This is a genomic window from Lysobacterales bacterium (genome assembly GCA_016721845.1).
Lineage (GTDB): Bacteria > Pseudomonadota > Gammaproteobacteria > Xanthomonadales > Ahniellaceae > JADKHK01.
In genome coordinates, this window is sequence record JADKHK010000013.1 from 1,780,550 (window position 1) to 1,800,493 (window position 19,944).

The window sequence follows — 19,944 nt, forward strand, 5'->3', positions numbered from 1 at the left end:
CCGCCCGGCGCCAATCACGCTGCTGCGGTGCCAAGTCCCGCGACGAACTTCGCCGCCGGTTGCGGTCTCCCGAACAGGAAGCCCTGGGCGAGATCGCAGCCCATGTCGTGCAGGCGCGCCAGTGTCGTCTCGTCTTCGACGCCTTCGGCCACTGCCGTCAAGCCGAGGTGATGCGCAAGATCGATCATCGAATGCACCAGTCGCGCCGAGCGTGCATGCACGCCGATGTCGAGCACGAATTCCTGATCGATCTTGAGTTCGGTGGCGGGAAAACGCTTGAGGTAGGCGAACGACGAATAGCCGATGCCAAAGTCGTCGATCGAGATGCCGAAGCCGTGATCACGCAATTGGCCGAGCACGATGGCACTCAGGCTCGGATCTTCCATTACCGAACTCTCGGTCACTTCCAGCACCACATCCTCGGCGGGCACGTCCCAGATCGCCAACGCGTTCTGGAATTGCTCGACCAGTCCCGGTTCGTGGAACACGCGCGGACTCAGGTTGATCGAGAAGCGCAGCCGATGCCCGGCCGCGCGCGCCATGGCGCAATGACGCATCGTCGTGTTCACGCTCCAGCGCGTCAGTGACTCGATCAACCCGGTCTGTTCGGCCAGCAGCACGAAATCGGTGGGGCTGATCGCGCCATGCACGTCGCTGTGCCAGCGCGCCAACGATTCGGCACCGACCACCCGGCGATGGCCGATGTCCCACAACGGCTGCAGGAACACCTCGAGGCGGTTGTTGATGATCGCCTCGCGCAAGTCCACGTAGGGCGGCTCGGCGCGCCCGCTGTCCGGCTGGAACAGCTGGTACCGATCGCGCGAGTTCAGGGCCTGCGCGAAGGCGCTTTCGGCTGCACGGCACAGGGATTCGGCCAGGTCGCCATGCTCGGGAAACATCGCGATGCCGATCGTCGGTACCGCCTGCTGCAACCGGTCGCCGACCAGCAGGGGTTCGCGGAACGCGCGCACCAGGCGGTTCGCTGCCAACAGGGCGTGGCCGCTCTCGCGCAGGTTCGGCAACAGCAGGGCAAACACGTTGTCGCCGACCGGAAGAATGCGATCTTGCGGTCGCAAGGCCGCGCGAATGCGGGTACGCGCCGCCGCGCTCAGGAAGTCGCCGAACAACTGGTGTTCTTCGCGATGCCGTTGCACGCGCACCAGCAGGAACGCGAAGTGCTCGTGCGCCTCGCCGGCACGCACGCGCTCGGCCTCCAGTTCGCGCAAGACATCGGTGCGGTTCAGCATCCGGTCGGCGCCTGCATCATCCGAGGTACAACTCGGTGGGATCGAGCCCGTAAGCGCCGGGCTCGAGAATGGTGGTGATCTCGCGCAGCGTGCCCTCGTCCTCGTTCTGGCCCATCAGGTCCAGTTCGATGAAATTCTCGCGCAGGACCTTGTCGGCGGTCATCAGCAGCATCACCCGCGGACGCAGCCGGCGCGCATGGTTCTGCGCCATCACGATCGCGACTTCGCCATTGGAAAGCTCGACCAGCGACCCGGTCGGATAGACGCTCAGGCATTGCATCAGCTGTTCGACCACTTCGCGCTGGAACAGCTGGTCGCCGTGCCGGTACAACTGCTGCAACGCATGGTGCGCCGAGGCGGCCTTGCGGAACACGCGCGTGCTGGTCATCGCGTCATAGGAGTCGATCAGCCCGGCCATGCGCCCGAACAGCGGGATCTGGTTGCGCATCAACTTGTCGGGATAGCCGGAGCCATCGTGGCGCTCGTGGTGGGTCAGCACCATCTCGCGCACATCGGCATGATGGATGCCGGCTTCCTCGATGATGCGCAGGCTGTTCTCGACATGCTTGCGCACTGCTTCGGTCTCGTCCGCCGTCAGTGCCTCGGGCTTGGCGAGCAGGGATTCGTCGATCTCGGTCTTGCCGATGTCCATCAGCAAACCGCCGGTCGCGAGGTTCACCAGCACGTCCTCGGTAAACCCCATGTGCCGGCCGAAGGCTGCCGCCAGCAGACTGCAATGGACGGCATGACTGTATTCGTAGGCGTCGCGCTTGCGCAGGCTGGTGACCCAGAAATAGGCATCGGCGTTGCGCAGCACCGACTTCACCACCGGCACCACGGCGTTGCGCACGTCTTCGACACTGATCTTGTGTCCGGCCTTCACGTCGCTGAGGATCTTGGCCGCAAGATGCGATGCCTGATCATGGGCCTCGCGGGCACGCGGCAGCTCCTCATGCAGGGTGACGCTATCGACATGCTTGACGACGGTCCGCTGCCGCTCGTGTTGTCGCGGGTGCGCCATGTAGGCACGGATCGGAATCTGACTGCGCTGGACATCGACGAAGACGTGGTCGCAGTGCTTGCGCAGCACTTCGATCTGCTTCGCGTTCTGCACCATGAAGCCTTCGAGCGGGAAGGGCAGGCCCAGCCACGGCCGATCGAGCCGGTAGACGTACATCTCCGGCTTCAGATGGTCGACGTGCACCTGTCGTTCTTCGAGTTCCATGCGCCGCCCAAGCCCAGGGTCCGCGGGTCCGCGCGAGGATGCCACGATTCCGGATGCCCGTGCGCACTGCCACTTCCGACAGGTGCGGCGCGATGAACGGACAATTCACGCTTTGCCGATGAATCGTCGCTAGAATGCCGGCCGCTCAGCCCGTCGAGGGGCGCTGCAAGCCCGGCCAAGCCCGGGAACAGGCTCGACGGATGACTTTCCAACGGCGCCCGCTCATCCACTGGAGTCCACCGATGAACGCAGTCGTTCAAGCCATGCCGTTTAAAGATTTCAAGGTCCGCGACCTGAGCCAGGCCGAATGGGGCCGCAAGGAAATCGCCGTCGCCGAGCACGAGATGCCGGGCCTGATGTCGGTCCGCAAGAAGTACGCGAAGCAGAAGCCGCTCAAGGGCGTGCGCGTCACCGGTTCGCTGCACATGACCATCCAGACCGCGGTGCTGATCGAGACCCTGGTCGACCTCGGCGCCGACGTGCGCTGGGCCTCCTGCAACATCTATTCGACCCAGGACCATGCCGCGGCCGCGATCGCTGCCGCGCAGGTGCCGGTGTTCGCCTGGAAGGGCGAGACGCTGGAGGAATATTGGGACTGCACGCTCGACGCCGTCACCCACCCGGGCCAGACCGGTCCGGAACTGGTCGTCGATGACGGCGGCGACGTCACCCTGCTGATCCACAAGGGTTACGAACTCGAACAGGGCTCGGACTGGGTCAACACGCCCAGCGGTTCGCATGAAGAGCAGATCATCAAGAACCTGCTGAAGCGAGTCGCCAAGGAGCGCCCGGGTTTCTGGACCAAGGTCGTCAAGGACTGGAAGGGCGTCTCGGAAGAGACCACGACCGGCGTGCATCGCCTCTACCAGATGCTCGAACAGGGCAAGCTGCTGGTGCCGGCGATCAACGTCAACGACTCGGTCACCAAGTCGAAGTTCGACAACCTTTACGGCTGCCGCGAATCGCTGGCCGATGGCCTGAAGCGCGCGATGGACGTGATGCTGGCCGGCAAGGTCGCGGTGGTCTGCGGCTACGGCGACGTCGGCAAGGGTTCGGCGCACAGCCTGCGTGCCTACGGCGCGCGCGTCGTGGTCACCGAAATCGATCCGATCAACGCGCTGCAGGCGTCGATGGAAGGCTTCGAAGTCAACACCGTTGAATCGACGCTGGGTCGCGGCGACATCTACGTCACCACCACCGGCAACAAGGACGTGCTGACGCTCGAGCACATGGCGGCGATGAAGGACCAGGCCATCGTCTGCAACATCGGTCACTTCGACAACGAGATCCAGGTCGACAAGCTCAACGCCTCGGACGCGGTCAAGCTCAACATCAAGCCGCAAGTCGACAAGTACACCTTCAAGAACGGCAACAGCATCTTCCTGCTCGCCGAAGGCCGCCTGGTCAACCTCGGTTGCGCGACCGGCCATCCGAGCTTCGTGATGTCGAACAGCTTCAGCAACCAGACGCTGGCGCAGATCGACCTGTGGGCGAACAAGGACACGTACGAAGCCAAGGTCTACATCCTGCCGAAGAAGCTCGACGAGGAAGTCGCGCGCCTGCATCTGGAAAAGATCGGCGTGAAGCTGACCGTGCTGACCGACGACCAGGCCGCCTACCTCGGCGTCGACAAGAACGGCCCGTACAAGCCCGAGCACTATCGCTACTGATCGACCGCTTCATCGTGACGAACGAACGCCGCGCCGAAAGCGCGGCGTTTTCGTTTCTGCGCTGGGTCACTCGAAACTGGATTCGAAGACGGCGTCCATGGTCACCGAGACGCGCACGGTGCCAGAGGTGGTCCCGCAGACATCGGTCGCGCCGACGCTCAGCAAGTACTGGGCCTGTTGACCCAAAGCAGCCGGGTTGGCCACACGCAGAACGCCGTCGCTGCCGATCGAGAACACGTTCGCCACGGTGTTCCCCGCGGTGATGTTGAAGCCGCTCGCGTGCCACAGGGTCGCGCCGACCGCGCCGACCTCGGTCCCCACCGGGTGAAACTGGCCATTGCTGCCGAACGCGTCGATCGTCAGATCCTGGATGGAGGGCATGGTCGGCGACTGGCAATAAGTCGACTCGATGGCGCCGCGATCCGGGATGCCGTGCACCACTCGCGCGCGTCCGAAGACATCGACGCTCGGATTCGCGGCGAGGATCAAGCCCGAATCCTGGGTCTGTCCGAATTGCGGCTGCTTGACGGCGTATCCAGCGATGGTGACCGCCTCGACTTGCGGCACGCCATTCGTCAGTTAGTGCATGTCGATGGTGTAAAGGAAGTTGATGTTCGCCGCACGGAAATGGTTGTTGTCGGTCTGCGGCACATTCTCGATGTTGTCGGCGAACAGGCAGGCATCGGTCTTCGGCTGGCCATCGGTGGTCTGATTGCCGAAGGCCAGATTGTTGGCGATGATTTTCACGCCGGTCAGCCGCAAGGTGCAGTAGTTGTTGTTGATCGGATCGAGCAGGTTGTCGTAGACCGATGAATAGACGATGCGCGAACCGCCGCGCGAGGGCGTCAGCTCGACGATGTCATTGCCACCGGTGACGCCGGTCGCCAGCAGATGGCTGACGTCGATGCGCCCGCCATACAGATAGACCGTGCTGGTGCCGCCGCGTACCTGGACGCGGTCAAGCACGAATTCGGCCGTGCTGCTGGTCGTCGAGATCAGAGAACGGATGCCGTTCTTGCCGCCGCCGGCGCGGGTGACGGTCAGGTTGCGGATCGTGTAGCTCGCCTTCGGGTCGACGAAGTAGGCCGAGTGCCGCGACACGATCAGCACGACCGCGTCCTGGTTCTGTCCATCCAGCACGGTGTGCTGGGCACCGGGCGTCATCGTGGTGCAGTTGGCGTTCCAGCCGCCACTGATGACCAGGTCATTGTCCTCTTCCGCGGTGGTCGTGATCTGGTAGCCCCAGATATGCGGAAAGCTGACCGGGACCGCAAAGGTCTTGGTGCCACTGGTGATGCGGATGTCGTCGTCCTGATCGTTGCCGGCGGCTACATCCAGTGCCTGCTGCAACTGGCTGCCATCCTGGGCACAGAACTGGGCCGCGTCGGCCGATGCCGTCAGCACGAGCAACAGGAACAGCAATCGACTCGCGCGCACGTCATTTCTCCGATGCAGGTTGTAGTGACAGGTACGGAATCTACGCCCAAATCCGGACAATGCCGTCCGGTGCGTCGTGCCGAAGCCATTCGCCACGCGACTGGGGTATCGTTGCCGGCGCGTCGAAGGGGGATGCAATGGCGTCGCCACAGGCATTCGCGGAACTGGCTCGGGCCATGCACCACGCGCGCTATCGCGAGGCCCTGGCCTTGGTCGACGCGCTGATCGTACGGATGCCCGAATCGGCCAGCCTGCGCCGGCAACGCGCCGAGTGCCTGGCGGCGATCGAGCGCGACGAAGCCGACGAACACGGTTCAGACATGCCGGCCCATGCGGTCGGCGGACCGACGCTGATCCGCGTCGATGCCACGTTGTTTTCGTTCGACCAGCAACGCGACTGCAACGCGCCGACCGCCGACCTGCGTGCGCTCAGCTTCACGCCGATGCTGGATGCCGCGTCACCCCGGTTCTCGACCTTGAGCCTCGCGCCGGTGCTGATTCGCTTCTTCGGCGACGACAGCGGCGATGGCATCGTTGTCTGCTTCTCGGCCCACCTGCGACAGCATCCCGTGCGCCTGCTGGCTTGCGTGTCGGCCTTCGATGACGGCAGCTTCGTGCTGACGCATCGCGACGGCGAATTGCCGATCGCGTCCAATGCCCAGGTCCTGGTCTGCACCCTGCCGCTGCGCGCCAGCCTGACCGAACTGGTGACGCGTCACGCCGGGCAATGCGCGATGCGCTTGCGCAACCACGGTGGCATTGCGCTGCGCCCCCTGCGAACGCTGGGGGACTGCAACGCCGTCTGGCAAGCCATTGCCGGTCACTGAACGGGAAAACCCTGGCCGCACCGCCGTTCAGGAGTGAAATAGCGCCTTCGGTCCAGGCTAGCCTCTTGTTTCTGCGTCAGTTTCGGCTAGGTTTGTGGTTTCCGTCACATTCCGACACAGAGCATGAGCCTGCCACCCGATTTCACCCGCTTCGCCACGGCCTTCCAGCACGCCCGTTACGACGAAGCGCTGGCCCTGATCGACACGCTGATCGGCATGCATCCGCATGCCGCTGCGCTGTATTGGCATCGCGCAAACTGTCTGGAGAAGCTCGAGCGATACGGTGATATCACGCCGGTACTGGACCAGCTGCTGAGGCTGAAGCCGGATCATGTGCCGGCCATCGTCAAACGCGCCCAGTACGACGGCGATGCCGGCGAGGCCGAACTGCGACGCGCGCTGACGCTGGACCCGAATCACGTCGAAGCCATGTCCCTGCTGTCGCGCACGCTGCGCCATCGTGACGACGGCGACACGCACCGAGCCGAGGCCGATGCCCTGCTCGACCGCGCGATCGAACTGGCGCCGATGCGCGTCGATCTGCTCGAAGCCCGCGCCACCCTGCGCCGCAGTGCCGCGACGCGCTATGACGATGGCCCGGACGATGCCGACACGCTGAAGTCCTGGAACGGCCTGCGTTACTCGCGCAGCCGGCTTGAGGACGCGCTTGACGATTATGCGACCTGCCATGCGCTGAGCGGCGAATACCGTTATGCCGTCCGCATGGGCATGATCCTCCACGACCTGGGTCGCTACGACGAGGCGCTCGCCAGTTACGACACCGCGCTGGCAACAATGGCGGCCGACGATCCGAAGCGCGAATTCATCATCGAGACGCGCGCCAAGTCGGAGAATGGCGGCGCCGGCGAGCGCGAGCAGATGGCACGCCTGATCGAATCGGGCCTGATCGGCGACGGCGGCAACCGCAGCATGAACGAGGATGTCGCGGCGCAAGCCTTGCTCGCGGCTGCGAATGCCATCCGTGCCGGCAAGTCGGTACAGGAGGCCATCGAGACGCGTGTCAGCGACGATCCGGACACGCTGATGGCCACCAATATCGCGCAGCAGATCCTGAACGTCGCGCACGAACCGGCGCCGCGACTCGAAGTCGTCGATGCGGCCGCGTATCCGGCTTATCAGCGCAGGTTCGTCGACGCCGCGGCCCGCGACATCAAGGCCTTGGGCCTGCGCCATGTCGGCGATGCCGAGGCCAGGGGCATGTTCCTGATCCTCGGCCAGCACGTGCTGCTGCGCTTCTTCGCCGACGAGAGCGGCGAGATCGGGGTTGCCAGCTTTGCGATGAAACCGAAGTGGCCGGGCTGGATCGGTTTCCTGGTCCTGCTGCTGACCGGCAAATGGAAGGTGAATGCGATGGTGGAATGCGTCAGCCAGTTCGATGACGGCACCCATTTGTCGACGCAACTCGACAGCCCTTCGCCTTTCGAATATGGCGGCTGCATCGACATCGAGCGCATGCCGCGCAAGACCTCGATCCGGAACCTGGTCGCCCGCCACATCGAGCGCGTCGCCGACTTCAAGCGCGCGCACCCGGCCAATGTGGCGATGGTCGCCGACGATATCGAAGGCATGGACCTGCGCTGGCGCGAGGGCCAGCGGGTCAAGCGCGACTATCGCGCCTCGATCGGCTACATCACCGAGAACGAGCTCAAGCGCCTGCTCGGCGCCCACCATGCGCGTTTCGGCGACAAGGTGAAGACACAGCTAGCGATGCTGGCCGAGGATCTGGCTGACCGCGCTTGACGTCGCGGCCGAAGCGCGGCTGATGCGGTCGCGCCCGCCGCCCTTGGCGCGATAAAGCGCGCCATCGACCTCGCTGAGGAAATGATCGGCATTGCCATGGCGCGCCGCGTTGAATTCACCGACGCCGATGCTGACGCGCACACGCAGTTCGGCCAGTTCCGGAACCACCGCGACCGCACCGAGACCGATGCGAAACGCATCCGCCCGTTCGGCCGCCGCCGCTTCATCGTGATGCGGCACGATCACCGCGAATTCCTCGCCGCCGAGGCGCGCACAGAGTTCGTGCTGCCCGGCGAACACGTGCCGCAACTGGTCCGCGAACGCGACCAGACAGCGGTCCCCGACGCTATGGCCATGGGCGTCGTTGATCTGCTTGAAATGGTCGATGTCCAGTTCGAGCAGCGACAGGCGGGAATGCTCGCGCTGGCAATCGGCGATGCGCCGCTCCAGCTCGGTGACGAACTGGCGGCGATTCGCCAGGCCGGTGAGGTCGTCGGTACGACTCATCCATTCGAAGCGGTCACGCTGCTGGCGCAGCGCTTCCTCGAAATCGAGGCGGCGATGGAAGTCGCGGTGGCTGCGCACCAGCGAGCTGATCACGTAGACCAGGTAGACCGTCAGGCTGAAGGCCACGGCGCGATCATGGCCCGGCATCCACATCAGCAGGGTGCTCGGCAGGTAGATGACCATGATCGCCAGCATCGACGGCCAGAAGCGCATGCAATAGGTGTGCGCGATCGCGGTCGCGAAACCGGCGGCGCCGATGATCAGCGCAACGCGTGCATCGACCAGCACGGGGTCGATCAGGGTCCAGAACACCACACCGCCCCAGGTCGCCGCAGACAGCTGGATCACCAGCCATTGCAGATCGAGCCAGTGCGTCATCACCTCGGCCCCGCCTTGCACCGGCGGACGCAGCACGACCCGAGCGATCGCGAGTCCGACAAAGATCGCCGCCAATGTCGCCGAGGTCAGCGGATGGATGCGTACCACCGGGGTGAACAGGCAGACCAGCAGCCAGCCCAGCACGTAGAACGAGCCGCCGATGACCATGCGCCGTCGCGTTTCGGCGACTTCCTGCGCGAGTCGGCGCAAGTTCAGGCCAGACGAGTCGAGATCGCGTTCCATGGGCAGAAGTGGCCGGGGCGACAGCCTCACGGCCGTTGGCGCGCGACATTCCTCCAATTGTCACGTGGCGTCAACCGAGTCCGTCCGGGTCATTCCATCGCTTCATCCGGACAGAAAGATATACTCCATCGACCTTCTTCCGGAATGCCGCGATGACCGCCATCAGCTTCGAATTCTTCCCGCCCAAGACCGACGAACAGCGCGAGCAACTGGAGCGCAGCGTCCAGAAGCTGAAGGCGCGCTCGCCCGAATACGTCTCGGTGACCTTCGGCGCCGGTGGTTCGACGTTGTCCTACACGCCGGAGACGGTGCGCCACCTGCGCCAGGAACACGGGCTCGATGTCGCGCCGCACCTGAGTTGCGTTGGCGGCACGCGCGCGGAGATCGCCAACCTGCTGCAGTTGTATCGCGCGCTCGGCTGCAAGCGTCTGGTCGCGCTGCGCGGCGACATGCCTTCGGGCATGGCTGCGTTCGGCGACTTCCGCTACGCCAACGAACTGGTCGAATTCATTCGCGCCGAAACCGGCGACTGGTTCCATATCGAAGTCGGTTGTTATCCGGAAACGCACCCGCAGGCCGACGACGCCTTCGCCGATCTCGCCAACCTGAAACGCAAGTTCGAGGCTGGCGCGAATGGCGCGATCACCCAGTATTTCTTCAATGCCGACGCCTACTTCCGCTTCGTCGCGGACGCACGCCGCGCCGGCATCACCCAGCCGATCGTGCCCGGCATCATGCCGATCGGCAATTTCTCGCAACTGAAGCGCTTCTCCGATCTCTGCGGCGCCGAGATCCCGCGCTGGATTTCGAAACGCATGCTGGCCTATGGCGACGATGCCGAGTCGGTGCGTGCGCTCGGCGTCGAAGTGGTCGCAAACTTGTGTCGGCAACTGATCGACGGTGGTGCCGAGGCCCTGCATTTCTATACGCTGAATCGCGCCAAGACCACGCTGGCCGTGATCGACGCGATCGGCTGAGTCTCACCATGCCGATGTCCGACGCCGCCCGCGCGCAGTGGCAGATCCATCTCTGCGTGCTGCTCTGGGGTTTCACCGCGATTCTCGGGAAATTGATTTCGCTGGCGGCGCTGCCGCTGGTGTGGTGGCGCATGGCCCTGGTCACGGCGCTGCTCGCGTTCGTGCCGCGCTTGTGGCGGGCGTTGCGCACGATGTCGGCGCGCCGGATCGCGGCGCTGATGGGCGTCGGCGTGGTCGTCGCGCTGCACTGGCTGACGTTCTACGCCTCGATCAAGCTGTCGAACGCCTCGGTCGCCGCGACCTGCATGGCGCTCGGTTCGGTGTTCACCGCGTTGATCGAACCGTTCGCGGCGAAGCGTCGTTTCGCGTTCGGCGAAGTGCTGCTCGGCATCGCCGCGATTCCGGGCGTGGTGCTGGTGGTGGGCGGCGTGCCAAGCGGCATGTGGACCGGTATCGCGGTCGGCGTGTTGTCGGCCGCACTCGCAGCCTTGTTCGGTTCATTGAACAAGCGCTACGTCGACGGCGCCGATCCGCTGGCCATGACCTTCCTCGAAATGGGCGCAGGCGTGTTGATGCTGAGTGTCGCCGCCCCGCTCGTGGCCGGCGTCATTCCGCTGTTCGACGCGCCCCTGCTGGTCTGGCCCGATGCGCGCGACTTCGGCTTCCTGCTACTGCTCGCCGTCGCCTGCACCCTGCTGCCGTTCGCACTGTCCCTGGTCGCGCTCAAACACATGAGCGCCTTCAACGCGCAACTCGCGATCAACCTGGAGCCGGTCTACACCGTGCTGCTCGCCATCGTCCTGCTCAACGAACAACGCGAACTCACCCCCATGTTCTACCTCGGCGTCGCCCTGCTCGTCGCCTGCGTCTTTGCGCCGGTGGTGTTCCGGGCAAGAGTTGCTGCAGCGGCCTAACGTTGCGCCATCAGGGTCGGTGAATGCGAATCTTCTTGCCAGTCAGGACGACAAAGCAACGCTGCCAACGTTCGAGCTCCGGAACGATCGCGCTCACGGCGCCGAGCAAGGGCGTCGACGAGCCGGCGCGGAATGTTCTCGTCGAGCTTGACCTTCATGCGACTTCGGGCAGCGGCAGGCAGGTCTTCCTCGGCGGAGGCCGCCGCGAACGCAATGACCGCACGCACGGCGTCCCGACTCAGGCTCGGGAAGTCGAACAGGATGCTGTCCACTTCTGCGCCTTCGGCCAAACTCGCAAGCACGGTACGAACGGTGACGCGCGTTCCGGCGATGACCGGCTCACCACCGCAGATGGCGGGATCGCGCTGGATGTAGGCCTTGTAATCGATGCTCATGGAGTCCTCCACGGAATCAGTTTCGCCCGCTCATCGTAGCGAGTTGAAGAAGTGCGTGGCACTCTTCCAGTCCGCGCGAACTCACCCCCATGTTCTACCTCGAAATCGCCCTGTTCGTCGCCTGCGTCTTCGCGCCGGTGGTGATTCGGGCAAGAGCAACTGCAGCGGCCAGCGTTGCGCGATCACTGCGAGCACGGCATCGCGACTCAGGCTAGGGAAGTCGGCCAGGATGCTGTCCACCAAGGCACGATCAACCGTCCCACCTTCCCAACGTCACCCGATCGCGGTCTTCCATGTCGCGGATAGTTTCGACGTTGCTGTAGCCGTCGCGTTCAAGGATGTGGCGGACGGCGGGGCCCTGGTCGTGGCCGTGTTCGAAGAGTAGCCAGCCACCGGGCTTGAGGCGGGCGCGGGCGTCGTGGCTGATCTCGCGGATGGCAGACAGGCCATCGCCTTCGGGCGTGAGCGCCATGCGTGGTTCGAAGCGCAGGTCGCCTTGCAACAGATGCGGATCGTCGCCGGCGACGTAGGGCGGGTTCGACACGACCAGGTCGAAGCGCAAATCGGATTCGAGCGAGCGTTCCCATTCGCCGGGAATGCCCCAGAACCAGCTGCCGAGCACGAAGCGCAGGTTGGTTAACCCGAGACGCTTGGCGTTCTCTTCGGCGACGGCAAGCGCGGCATCGCTGGCATCGACGGCATGCACGATCGCGCGCGGACGCTCCTTTGCGAGTGCGAGCGCAATCGCGCCGCTGCCGGTGCCGAGATCGATCAGGCAGAGATCGCGATCGGTCGGCAGCCGCAGCAAGGCCTGCTCGACCAGCACCTCGGTTTCCGGTCGCGGCACCAGCACCGCCGGGGTGACCTTCAGCGGCATGAACCAGAACTCGCGCACGCCGGTGATGTAGGCGATCGGCTCGCCGCGCACGCGTCGCGCCAGCAGCGCATCGACTTTCGCCTGTGCATCGGCATCGAGCTCGTCGCGCAACCGCGCATACAACGCGGCGCGCGTGAGCTCCAGCACATGCGTCAGCAGCAACTCGGCATCGAGCCGCGCCGACTCGGTATTGAGCCGAGCCGCCGCGGCACGCAGCCACGCATCGATCGTCATTCGGTCGCCTTCGCAGGCACCGGCTCGAGCGGTGGCGGCTCGGCGGCGGGCGCCTTCGCCTTCGGCGCCGACCACTTCGACCACGCCCCGCCCGACGTCCAGCTTTCGAACACGAAGCGACCGATGCGGATCAGGAACCAGGCCATCCAGAATGCCCAGGCCAGCATCAGTGCGCGGTACATCCACATCGGCAGCACCCACGCGCTCGCATCGGGCAAGCGGCCCGCAGTCTGGTCGGCGAACCAGCGCAGGTTGGTGGCCGTCGAACTGTGGCCAGTGACGTGCAGATCCGGATAGCCAAGCAGGCCGCCGTTCAAGGCTGCGAGCAAGGCGCCAGCAGCGACCAACGCTGCAACCACCAACGCGAGCTGCACCAGATTGAACAGCGCATGCCGACCTTCGCGTGGCCAGCGCGCACGCCACGCGAACGCCGCCAGCACGGCCGCGAACAGCACCAGCGACCACCACGACACCGTCGAGAATCCGATGCCGAGCAGGAAGGCCTCGTGCAACTTGATCGGCAGGAAACCACTGCGCGCGATGGCGAAGGCGAGCAGCAGCATCACGATCAACTCGCCCCAGTACAACACCGCCGGACCGATGCGCGGACCACTCGTGACCAGCACCCAACGGTCGGACGGCAACTGCATCGCCAATTCGATGTTCGACGCATGCGTGCCGAGATCGATCATCGGCAAGCGCGGATGCAGGCCCGGCTCCTCATTGATGCGCAAGCCGACTTCGACGGTGTTCACGCCGGGCCGCAGCGGCAGTCGCAACACGCCTTTTTCGGGACGCAGATTCAGCGTCTCGCCACGCACCACGACCCGCAGCACTTCGGCATTCGCCGGAAGGTTGAGCGCATGCTGGCCGCCCTGGGTCGCACGCAGGCTCAGCGTCAAGGTGTGTTCGCCGGAACGCTTGCCGAAACTGCTGGTCAAGGCGACCTGGTCGATCGCAACCACGCGCCCGGCAATGGCTTCGGGACGCGAGACCGCCAGCGTCAATGCTTCTCCCGGCAGCGGATGAAACTGCTGCAACGTCGCATCGTCATCGGGATGCACGCCGGGCACGCCTTCGGCGCGCACGTTCCAGGTCGGGCTCGCGACGAGCTTCCAGATTTCCGCACGCTGCGCGAGTTCGGGCGCCGACAGCGTCAACGCATCGACCGCTTCCAGCCGCGACACCCAGCCGAGCGCACCGTCGCCATCGGCGAAACGCACCTGCACGGCACCGTCAACCACTTCAAAGCCTTCGCTGGTGACGCGTTCGCCGGTCAGCAAGGGAACGGCGATCGAGAACGCACCGGACTCGGGCGCGATGCGTTGCACCGTGGTCGCGACTTCCCAGTCGAGATCGAAGCGCAACTCGCGGGTGACCACGACATAGGGCTCGAAACGCTGCGCGACGCCGCTGCGCGGCGCTTCGGTACTGGCCGACAGGCGCGTCAGTTCCAGCGTGCCGTTCGGCAGCCGTCCCTGTTCGATGCCCGCGGCTTCCCAGCCGTCACCGCTGAAGCGCACATGGGCGGGCGCCATCGGGAACGCCAGCGCGATCTGGTCGGCTGCCGCAGTCGAGAAGCGCAACGCCGCGCGATGCACGCCACGCGGAACGTCGATCCAGGTCGTGCCCGCAGCATCGCGATACAGCGCGTTCACGGCCTGGGCATCGAGCTGCACGCCATCGAGCGCCAGCAATTGGGCATTGCCGGGCAGGGGCAGGCCGATGCGCTCGGCCGCGTGCAGGGTCAATGCCACCTCGATGCGGCTGCCCGAAGCCACGACCTCGGCGCTCGCGATGTTCCCGCAGGCCGGCATGCACTCGGGGGCTTTCAGCAGGCGTTCGCGCAGTTCCTTGATCATTTCGGCATCGGGCAGGGATTGCGCTTGCGCGCTGCCGCCGAACGCGAGCCCGGCGAGCAACAACGCTGCGGCACTGCGCTTGAGCGGCAGCTTCGGCGTCCACACAAACGCGATGCCAACCAGCCGCACCGCGATCAGCGCGAACAACGCGGCGATGACGAAGCGTGCGAGACGCGTCAGCCAGGGTGGCGACAGCCACAGCCGCACTTCCTGGGTCTGCAGCACCGGCCCGGCCAGCTCGATCGAATAGCTGCGCCAGTTCCATGACGGCTCGCCGCCGCCGGCCTGGATCATCGTGTTGCTGGCGTAGCGCTTGAGCTTCTTCGGCAGGTAAGCGTTGTCGGACTTCATCCGCGCGCCCGTCACCACGACGGATTCCAGCGATTGCGACTGCTCCACCGGTGCCGGTGCAGGCATCGACGCCGGCATCGGCGCTTCTTCGGCGACATTCTGGTCGTACATCGGCGCATTGTCGGCTTGCTGCGGAACCATGCCCGCCGCCATCGTGTTGCGACCGTAATAGTCCGAATACGAGGTACGGCCGTATTCGGCTTCCAGCTGCGGATGCAGGCCGAGACGCAACTGCGTCGCGACGAACGGCACGGCCGCGAGCAGCGGCAGGATCAGCACGCCCTGCGCGACACGCATCGACCAGCGCGGCAACTTCTCGCGCCAGCGCGGCGACAGCAGGATCGCCGCCACGATCGCCAGCATCAGCGACCATTGCGGCACGTCGGGCTCATGCCAGGCCAGCAGCACGAATGCGGCCGGAATCAGGCCCGCGACCTTGCCGAATCCGACCACGAACAGGAACACGATCAGCGCCGCGACGAACACGTCCATCAGGTTCCAGCGATCCAGCCAGGCCGACGGTGCACGATCGGCCCCGGTCGCGGCGATCAATTCGAAGCCCGGGGGCACATTCAATGTCGTCTGCACCGACTCGAAGGCCTGTTGCCAACCCGTCGCCGGCAAGACCGATGTAGCGGCGTCGATGCGCGCGGTCGCACTGAGATTCAGATCACGCGAACGCAATTCGACGCCGCTGAAACCCGGATGGGCCCCCGCGGTGATCAACACCGGCTCGCCATTCTCGCTGGCACGCATGGCCTTGTAGGGCGGCGCCAAGTCGAGACGCCAGTCGCGCAGCATGCGGCCACTGACCTGGTCACGCGCGGTGTAGCCATCGCCATCGTGGTCGAGCCACAGCGTACGGTTCAAATGCAGACGATTCTGGTCCTGCAGGGACAGCCCGCGCGACCGCTCGGCGATGCTCAGGCCCTGTCCGGGTTCCAGCGCGAAGGCCGGCAGCTCGCGCCAATCGTTCGGCACTTCGGCCAGGGCCGGATCGATCTGCGCCGCGCCTTCCGGTTCGGTCACGCGCAACTGTGTCTGCGCGCGGTAGCTCCAGATCTCTGCTTCAGGCCACGGCGCCGGCAAGGTCCGCGTGGTCACTGCCGCCAGCGGCGCCGTCGCGCGCGCCACCAGGCTCAGCCAATGCTCGCCGGAACGCACCTGCAGGGCGAGCGTGCCATCCCCGTCGAGGCGTGCATTCAGATCGCCGGACAACGAGACCGGCACGAATCCTTCGGGCAACACCAGCGCAAGCTGTTCTTCGCGACCCTTGCCGGAGACGGTGAACTTGAAGCGCGTTTCGAGGCGGGCCGGAACCCGGTCTTCGAGCAGACGAAAGACATCGACCGCGAGGCTGTCGCGCTCGGCCACGGTGGCCGCCACACGACCGAGCCAGAGTGCGTCGTCGTCGCGTTGCACGAAGGCCTGCGCCACGCCGTCGAGACTGAGCGCGATGCGCGCGATCGAGGCCGGCAACGCGATCGACTCCGGCCGCTCGTCCCAAACGAACCGACCTTCGATGCGGTACTGGCCCGGCGCCAACCAGACCACGGGTACGCCGTCGTCGTTGGCAACCACGGCGAGCGAGCGACCCTCGCTGCTCACCTCCAGCGGCCAGACGTCCGCGTCGCCGGGCAGAGGCACGGCTGCGCGCGCATGCACGGTCACCGGCAACGCGAAACTCGCACCGTCATCGCGCGCCGCGAACTGCAGCTCTCCCGGCCACAAGCAGGCGTATGCGGCATCGTCGTCGTCGACACCGGCCAGGCGTGGACAGCGTACCCGCTCCTGGCCTTCCAGCGCCCACGGCACCCATTCGCGCAGGGCGTCGGGGATCGGCGTGGGTGCGGCGGCCGAGGCAACGCCGATCGACGCCATGAGGAAGCTGAGGCACCAGAACCAGTGTGCGCGCATCGATGTTCTCCGGGTGGGTGACGCCGCTGCAACGCGAGGCCACGGGGGTCGGGGTTAGCGGGACAGCACCATCACCATTTCGGTGAGGCCGGCGACGACGAAGCCGCTGAGCAGGAAGATGTAGGCCCAGCGCAGGTACGGATACTTGTAATGCGCAAGGTAGTAGCCGAGGCTGTACAGATCGTTCGCCATCAACTGATACGCGGAACCGTCGGATTTCATTCGCAGCGCGACTTCATCGAGAAAGCGTTCGCGCGGGATCTGCGCGAAATGGCCGAAGAACAGGATGTTGAACTCCGACGGCAAGGACTGCCCGGGCACCTTGATCGCCTTGAACTTCGGCAGCACGGCGAGAATCGCGAGGATCAGCGCCAGCATCGTGAACACCGCGAGCACCAGCGCGCTCGGACCATGCAGCTCGTCGCGGCTGCGACCGAGCGCCATGGTCAGCACGATCGAGGACACGGTGATGATGATGTTGGCCTTGGTGTCGGCCATCATGCTCATCTGCACATGGTGCTGCTGCGCGGTGCGCAGCACGTTGTCGCCGGTGTTGCGTTCGGGAATCTCGGAGAACTGCTGCAAGTTCGGGTCCATGTGCATCCTGACACTCGGTTCATCGCTGGTTTTGTAGCATTGTGACCGGAAAGGAATGCCCTGGAACCCACCCCCATGATCCGCCTGCTGCTTGCCCTGCTGGCCGTCGCGTTGAGCGGCTGCCACCAGGCCTATTTCGGAACCATCAATGTCGGTGCCGACGCCCCCCTGGTCGAATCGCGCTCGGTCGTCTTCGACAGCGACCATGCGCTCTCGGTCGACATCTATCGTGCCACCGACGCGCCCGACCATGCGCCGTTGATCCTGTTCTTCTACGGCGGCACGTGGCGCTACGGCGAACGTGCCTGGTATCGCTTCGTCGGCGAATCACTGGCAGACCACGGCTTCGTGGTGATGATCCCGGACTACCGCACCGCGCCCGATGTCGCCTTTCCGGCCTTTGTCGAGGATGCCGCGCGCGCCGCCGCGTTCGCAAGATCACAGGCCGAGCACTACGGCGCCGATCCGGCACGCATGGTGTTGATGGGCCATTCCGCGGGCGGCCACATCGGCGCCTTGCTGGCGACGGACGCGCGCTGGCTCGCCGCAGTGGGCATGAAGCCGCGCGATTTCCGCGCCTTCATCGGCCTGGCCGGGCCCTACGACTTCCTGCCGATCTGGAACCCGCGCATGAAGCAGGTGTTCCCGGACGAAGCGAACGGCGCCGACACCCAGCCCATCCATTTCGTCGATGGCGACGAACCGCCGATGCTGCTGCTGCGCGGCGACCAGGACATCATCGTGTTGCCGCGCCACAACGAGGAAATGGCCGCCCTGCTGCGCGCGGTGGGCGTTCCGGTCGAATCCAGGACGTATGAAGGCGTCGGCCATTCGCAGATCGTCACCGCACTCGCCCGCGACCGTTCCGATCTGGCTCCGACGCTGCAGGATGTCGTCGCCTACGTGAAGCAGATGAGCGACTGATCCCGGCTTCGGGTCAAGCGGCCGGAATCAGCGTCTCGACGACATGCCCGACATAGGCGTCGAATTCCTCGACGCTCATGCGCGTGAGCTTGAGTTGCAGCATCAGTTGCAGGAATCCGACGTAGGCGGAATAGGCGAGCCGGGCGCGGTTCATCGCGTCCTTGCGCGAGAAGTTCAGCGACCGGTAGGCCTGCATCAGGAAATGGATGCGGCGCTGCGAGACGCGCGCCATCACCGGCTGCACCACGGGATGGTCGAGCGCCTTCAGCAATTCGCTGTAGAGCACGTGCGAACGCATTTCCTTGCTGGTGCGCACGAACAGTTCGCGCAGGCGCTCGGCCGGGTCGGCGATTTCTTCCAGCGGCTCGAACACGGTTTCCTCGTCGAGCTTCTCCCAGCGTTCCAGGGCCGCCTTCAACAAGGCTTCACGCGACGGGAAGTGCCAATAGAAGCTGCCCTTGGTGACACCGAGACGACGCGCCAGAGGTTCGACCGCCACGGCGGAGACTCCCTGTTCGGCGAGCAGATCGAGGGCACCGGCTTCCCAGTCGGCGCTGGACAGGCGAGCGCGGTCAGCGCGGGGATCGGCGATCTGGGTCTGCGGCATGGTCATCGGCGCACGGTGAATCCGGTGCGCGAGCGTAGCACCATACGCTGCCGTATTGACAAGCGCGGCGCAATACGACCATACTTCGCCGTATGGTGAATCATGCCGCCCTTGCTGCCTTGCCCGAAGCGCCGGTTGCGCGCGCCGTGCATCGCTTCGCCACCGCCGACGGCCTGCGACTTGCGGTCGAGCATTTCGGCGACGCCGATGCACCCGCACTCGTGTTCGCGCACGGCTTCGGCCAATCGCGACTGGCCTGGACCGGCGCCGCCGAGCATCTGGCGCGCGAAGGATTCCACTGTCTCGCACTCGATGGTCGTGGCCACGGCGAGAGCGGCTGGCACGACGCCGAGGCCTACGAACTCGAACGATTCGTCGATGACGCGAAGGCCCTGGCCCGCACATTGCCGCGGCCGCCGGTCTGGATCGGCGCCTCGATGGGCGGGTTGATCGGCATGATGGCCGAAGCCGCTCAGCCCGGCCTGTTCAAAGCCCTGGTGTTGGTCGATGTCACGCCGCGCTGGGAGACCGCCGGGGTCAATCGCATCCTCGACTTCATGCGCGCCCACCCGGAAGGATTTGCTTCGGTCGAAGAGGCCAGCGCTGCAGTCGCGTCGTACTTGCCGCATCGCGCCCAGCGCAGTGATCCGGGCCGCTTGAACAAGATGCTGGTGCCGATGGCCAACGGCCGGCTGCGCTGGCACTGGGACCCGCGCCTGCTCGACACCGTCGCCGACAATGGCGAGCGCTATGTCGCCGGGCTCACCGAAGCCGCACGCGCGCTGCGCCTGCCGGTCCTGCTGATTTCCGGTGGCCGCAGCGACGTCGTCTCGGACCACACCATCGACGAATTCCGCGCGCTCGTGCCGCAGGCCGAACACGAGCGCATCGACGATGCCACGCACATGGTCGTCGGCGATGCCAACGACCGCTTCGTCGACACCATTTCCCGCTACCTGCGTCGACTGCCGACGCACACCGCCTGATCCACCGG

The 19,944-nt window shown here is 65.4% G+C and carries 17 protein-coding genes and 1 riboswitch; of the genes, 7 read left to right on the forward strand and 10 right to left on the reverse strand.

Annotated features, from left to right (window positions below):
* Nucleotides 1–14: 14 nt before the first annotated feature.
* Both IPP28_15585 and IPP28_15590 read right to left on the reverse strand, forming a co-directional pair.
* The gene (locus IPP28_15585) at nucleotides 15–1,247 is read right to left on the reverse strand and encodes an EAL domain-containing protein (GenBank protein ID MBL0042416.1); all 1,233 of its coding nucleotides are present in this window, start codon (nucleotides 1,245–1,247) and stop codon (nucleotides 15–17) included.
* Between the two features lie 16 nt (nucleotides 1,248–1,263).
* On the reverse strand, nucleotides 1,264–2,472 hold the full coding sequence (locus IPP28_15590) for an HD-GYP domain-containing protein (GenBank protein MBL0042417.1): 1,209 nt from the start codon (nucleotides 2,470–2,472) through the stop codon (nucleotides 1,264–1,266).
* A gap of 149 nt (nucleotides 2,473–2,621) precedes the next feature.
* Nucleotides 2,622–2,699: riboswitch (S-adenosyl-L-homocysteine riboswitch) on the forward strand.
* Between the two features lie 15 nt (nucleotides 2,700–2,714).
* Here IPP28_15590 and IPP28_15595 point away from each other — a divergent pair.
* Nucleotides 2,715–4,142 (forward strand): adenosylhomocysteinase, encoded by a 1,428-nt coding sequence (locus IPP28_15595; GenBank protein MBL0042418.1) that lies wholly within the window; start codon nucleotides 2,715–2,717, stop codon nucleotides 4,140–4,142.
* Nucleotides 4,143–4,208: 66 nt separating this feature from the next.
* On the opposite strand, the gene IPP28_15600 is transcribed toward IPP28_15595, so the two are convergent.
* Both IPP28_15600 and IPP28_15605 read right to left on the reverse strand, forming a co-directional pair.
* Nucleotides 4,209–4,709: a cadherin repeat domain-containing protein gene (locus IPP28_15600; protein ID MBL0042419.1), complete on the reverse strand. Its 501-nt coding sequence runs from the start codon at nucleotides 4,707–4,709 to the stop codon at nucleotides 4,209–4,211.
* Between the two features lie 12 nt (nucleotides 4,710–4,721).
* On the reverse strand, nucleotides 4,722–5,579 hold the full coding sequence (locus IPP28_15605; GenBank protein ID MBL0042420.1) for a hypothetical protein: 858 nt from the start codon (nucleotides 5,577–5,579) through the stop codon (nucleotides 4,722–4,724).
* A 137-nt stretch (nucleotides 5,580–5,716) separates the two neighbouring features.
* On the opposite strand from IPP28_15605, the gene IPP28_15610 reads away from it, so the two are divergent.
* Both IPP28_15610 and IPP28_15615 read left to right on the forward strand, forming a co-directional pair.
* A complete protein-coding gene (locus IPP28_15610) occupies nucleotides 5,717–6,406 on the forward strand; it encodes a hypothetical protein (GenBank protein MBL0042421.1) in 690 nt (229 codons plus the stop codon).
* A 123-nt stretch (nucleotides 6,407–6,529) separates the two neighbouring features.
* A complete protein-coding gene (locus tag IPP28_15615) occupies nucleotides 6,530–8,167 on the forward strand; it encodes a hypothetical protein (GenBank protein ID MBL0042422.1) in 1,638 nt (545 codons plus the stop codon).
* Here the strand turns inward: IPP28_15615 and IPP28_15620 are convergent.
* Nucleotides 8,129–9,295, reverse strand: coding sequence for a GGDEF domain-containing protein (locus IPP28_15620; protein ID MBL0042423.1), 1,167 nt, complete (start codon nucleotides 9,293–9,295; stop codon nucleotides 8,129–8,131). The two genes, IPP28_15615 and IPP28_15620, sit on opposite strands and share 39 nt — an antisense overlap.
* A 152-nt stretch (nucleotides 9,296–9,447) precedes the next feature.
* Between IPP28_15620 and metF the strand changes: the two genes are divergently transcribed.
* Together metF and IPP28_15630 are read left to right on the forward strand one after the other, a co-directional pair.
* Nucleotides 9,448–10,272, forward strand: coding sequence for a methylenetetrahydrofolate reductase [NAD(P)H] (gene metF, locus IPP28_15625; GenBank protein ID MBL0042424.1), 825 nt, complete (start codon nucleotides 9,448–9,450; stop codon nucleotides 10,270–10,272).
* Between the two features lie 8 nt (nucleotides 10,273–10,280).
* A complete protein-coding gene (locus tag IPP28_15630) occupies nucleotides 10,281–11,186 on the forward strand; it encodes a DMT family transporter (GenBank protein MBL0042425.1) in 906 nt (301 codons plus the stop codon).
* Here the strand turns inward: IPP28_15630 and IPP28_15635 are convergent.
* The 4 genes from IPP28_15635 to IPP28_15650 all read right to left on the reverse strand — a co-directional run bounded on the left by IPP28_15635 (nucleotide 11,183) and on the right by IPP28_15650 (nucleotide 17,419).
* A complete protein-coding gene (locus IPP28_15635; GenBank protein ID MBL0042426.1) occupies nucleotides 11,183–11,581 on the reverse strand; it encodes a DUF433 domain-containing protein in 399 nt (132 codons plus the stop codon). The two genes, IPP28_15630 and IPP28_15635, sit on opposite strands and share 4 nt — an antisense overlap.
* Before the next feature lie 250 nt (nucleotides 11,582–11,831).
* Complete coding sequence (gene prmC, locus IPP28_15640; protein MBL0042427.1) at nucleotides 11,832–12,692, reverse strand: peptide chain release factor N(5)-glutamine methyltransferase; 861 nt, start codon at nucleotides 12,690–12,692, stop codon at nucleotides 11,832–11,834.
* A complete protein-coding gene (locus tag IPP28_15645; protein MBL0042428.1) occupies nucleotides 12,689–16,822 on the reverse strand; it encodes a hypothetical protein in 4,134 nt (1,377 codons plus the stop codon). Before IPP28_15645 ends, prmC begins: the two co-directional genes overlap by 4 nt.
* Before the next feature lie 54 nt (nucleotides 16,823–16,876).
* Nucleotides 16,877–17,419 carry a hypothetical protein gene (locus tag IPP28_15650; GenBank protein MBL0042429.1) on the reverse strand — a complete coding sequence of 181 codons (543 nt, stop codon included), beginning with the start codon at nucleotides 17,417–17,419 and terminating at the stop codon, nucleotides 16,877–16,879.
* Nucleotides 17,420–17,494: 75 nt separating this feature from the next.
* On the opposite strand from IPP28_15650, the gene IPP28_15655 reads away from it, so the two are divergent.
* Nucleotides 17,495–18,343 carry an alpha/beta hydrolase gene (locus IPP28_15655; GenBank protein MBL0042430.1) on the forward strand — a complete coding sequence of 283 codons (849 nt, stop codon included), beginning with the start codon at nucleotides 17,495–17,497 and terminating at the stop codon, nucleotides 18,341–18,343.
* A gap of 13 nt (nucleotides 18,344–18,356) precedes the next feature.
* On the opposite strand, the gene IPP28_15660 is transcribed toward IPP28_15655, so the two are convergent.
* Complete coding sequence (locus tag IPP28_15660) at nucleotides 18,357–18,956, reverse strand: TetR/AcrR family transcriptional regulator (protein MBL0042431.1); 600 nt, start codon at nucleotides 18,954–18,956, stop codon at nucleotides 18,357–18,359.
* Nucleotides 18,957–19,042: 86 nt separating this feature from the next.
* Here IPP28_15660 and IPP28_15665 point away from each other — a divergent pair, with 86 nt between their 5' ends.
* Nucleotides 19,043–19,936, forward strand: a complete 894-nt coding sequence (locus IPP28_15665) for an alpha/beta hydrolase (GenBank protein ID MBL0042432.1) — start codon at nucleotides 19,043–19,045, stop codon at nucleotides 19,934–19,936.
* Nucleotides 19,937–19,944: the final 8 nt, after the last annotated feature.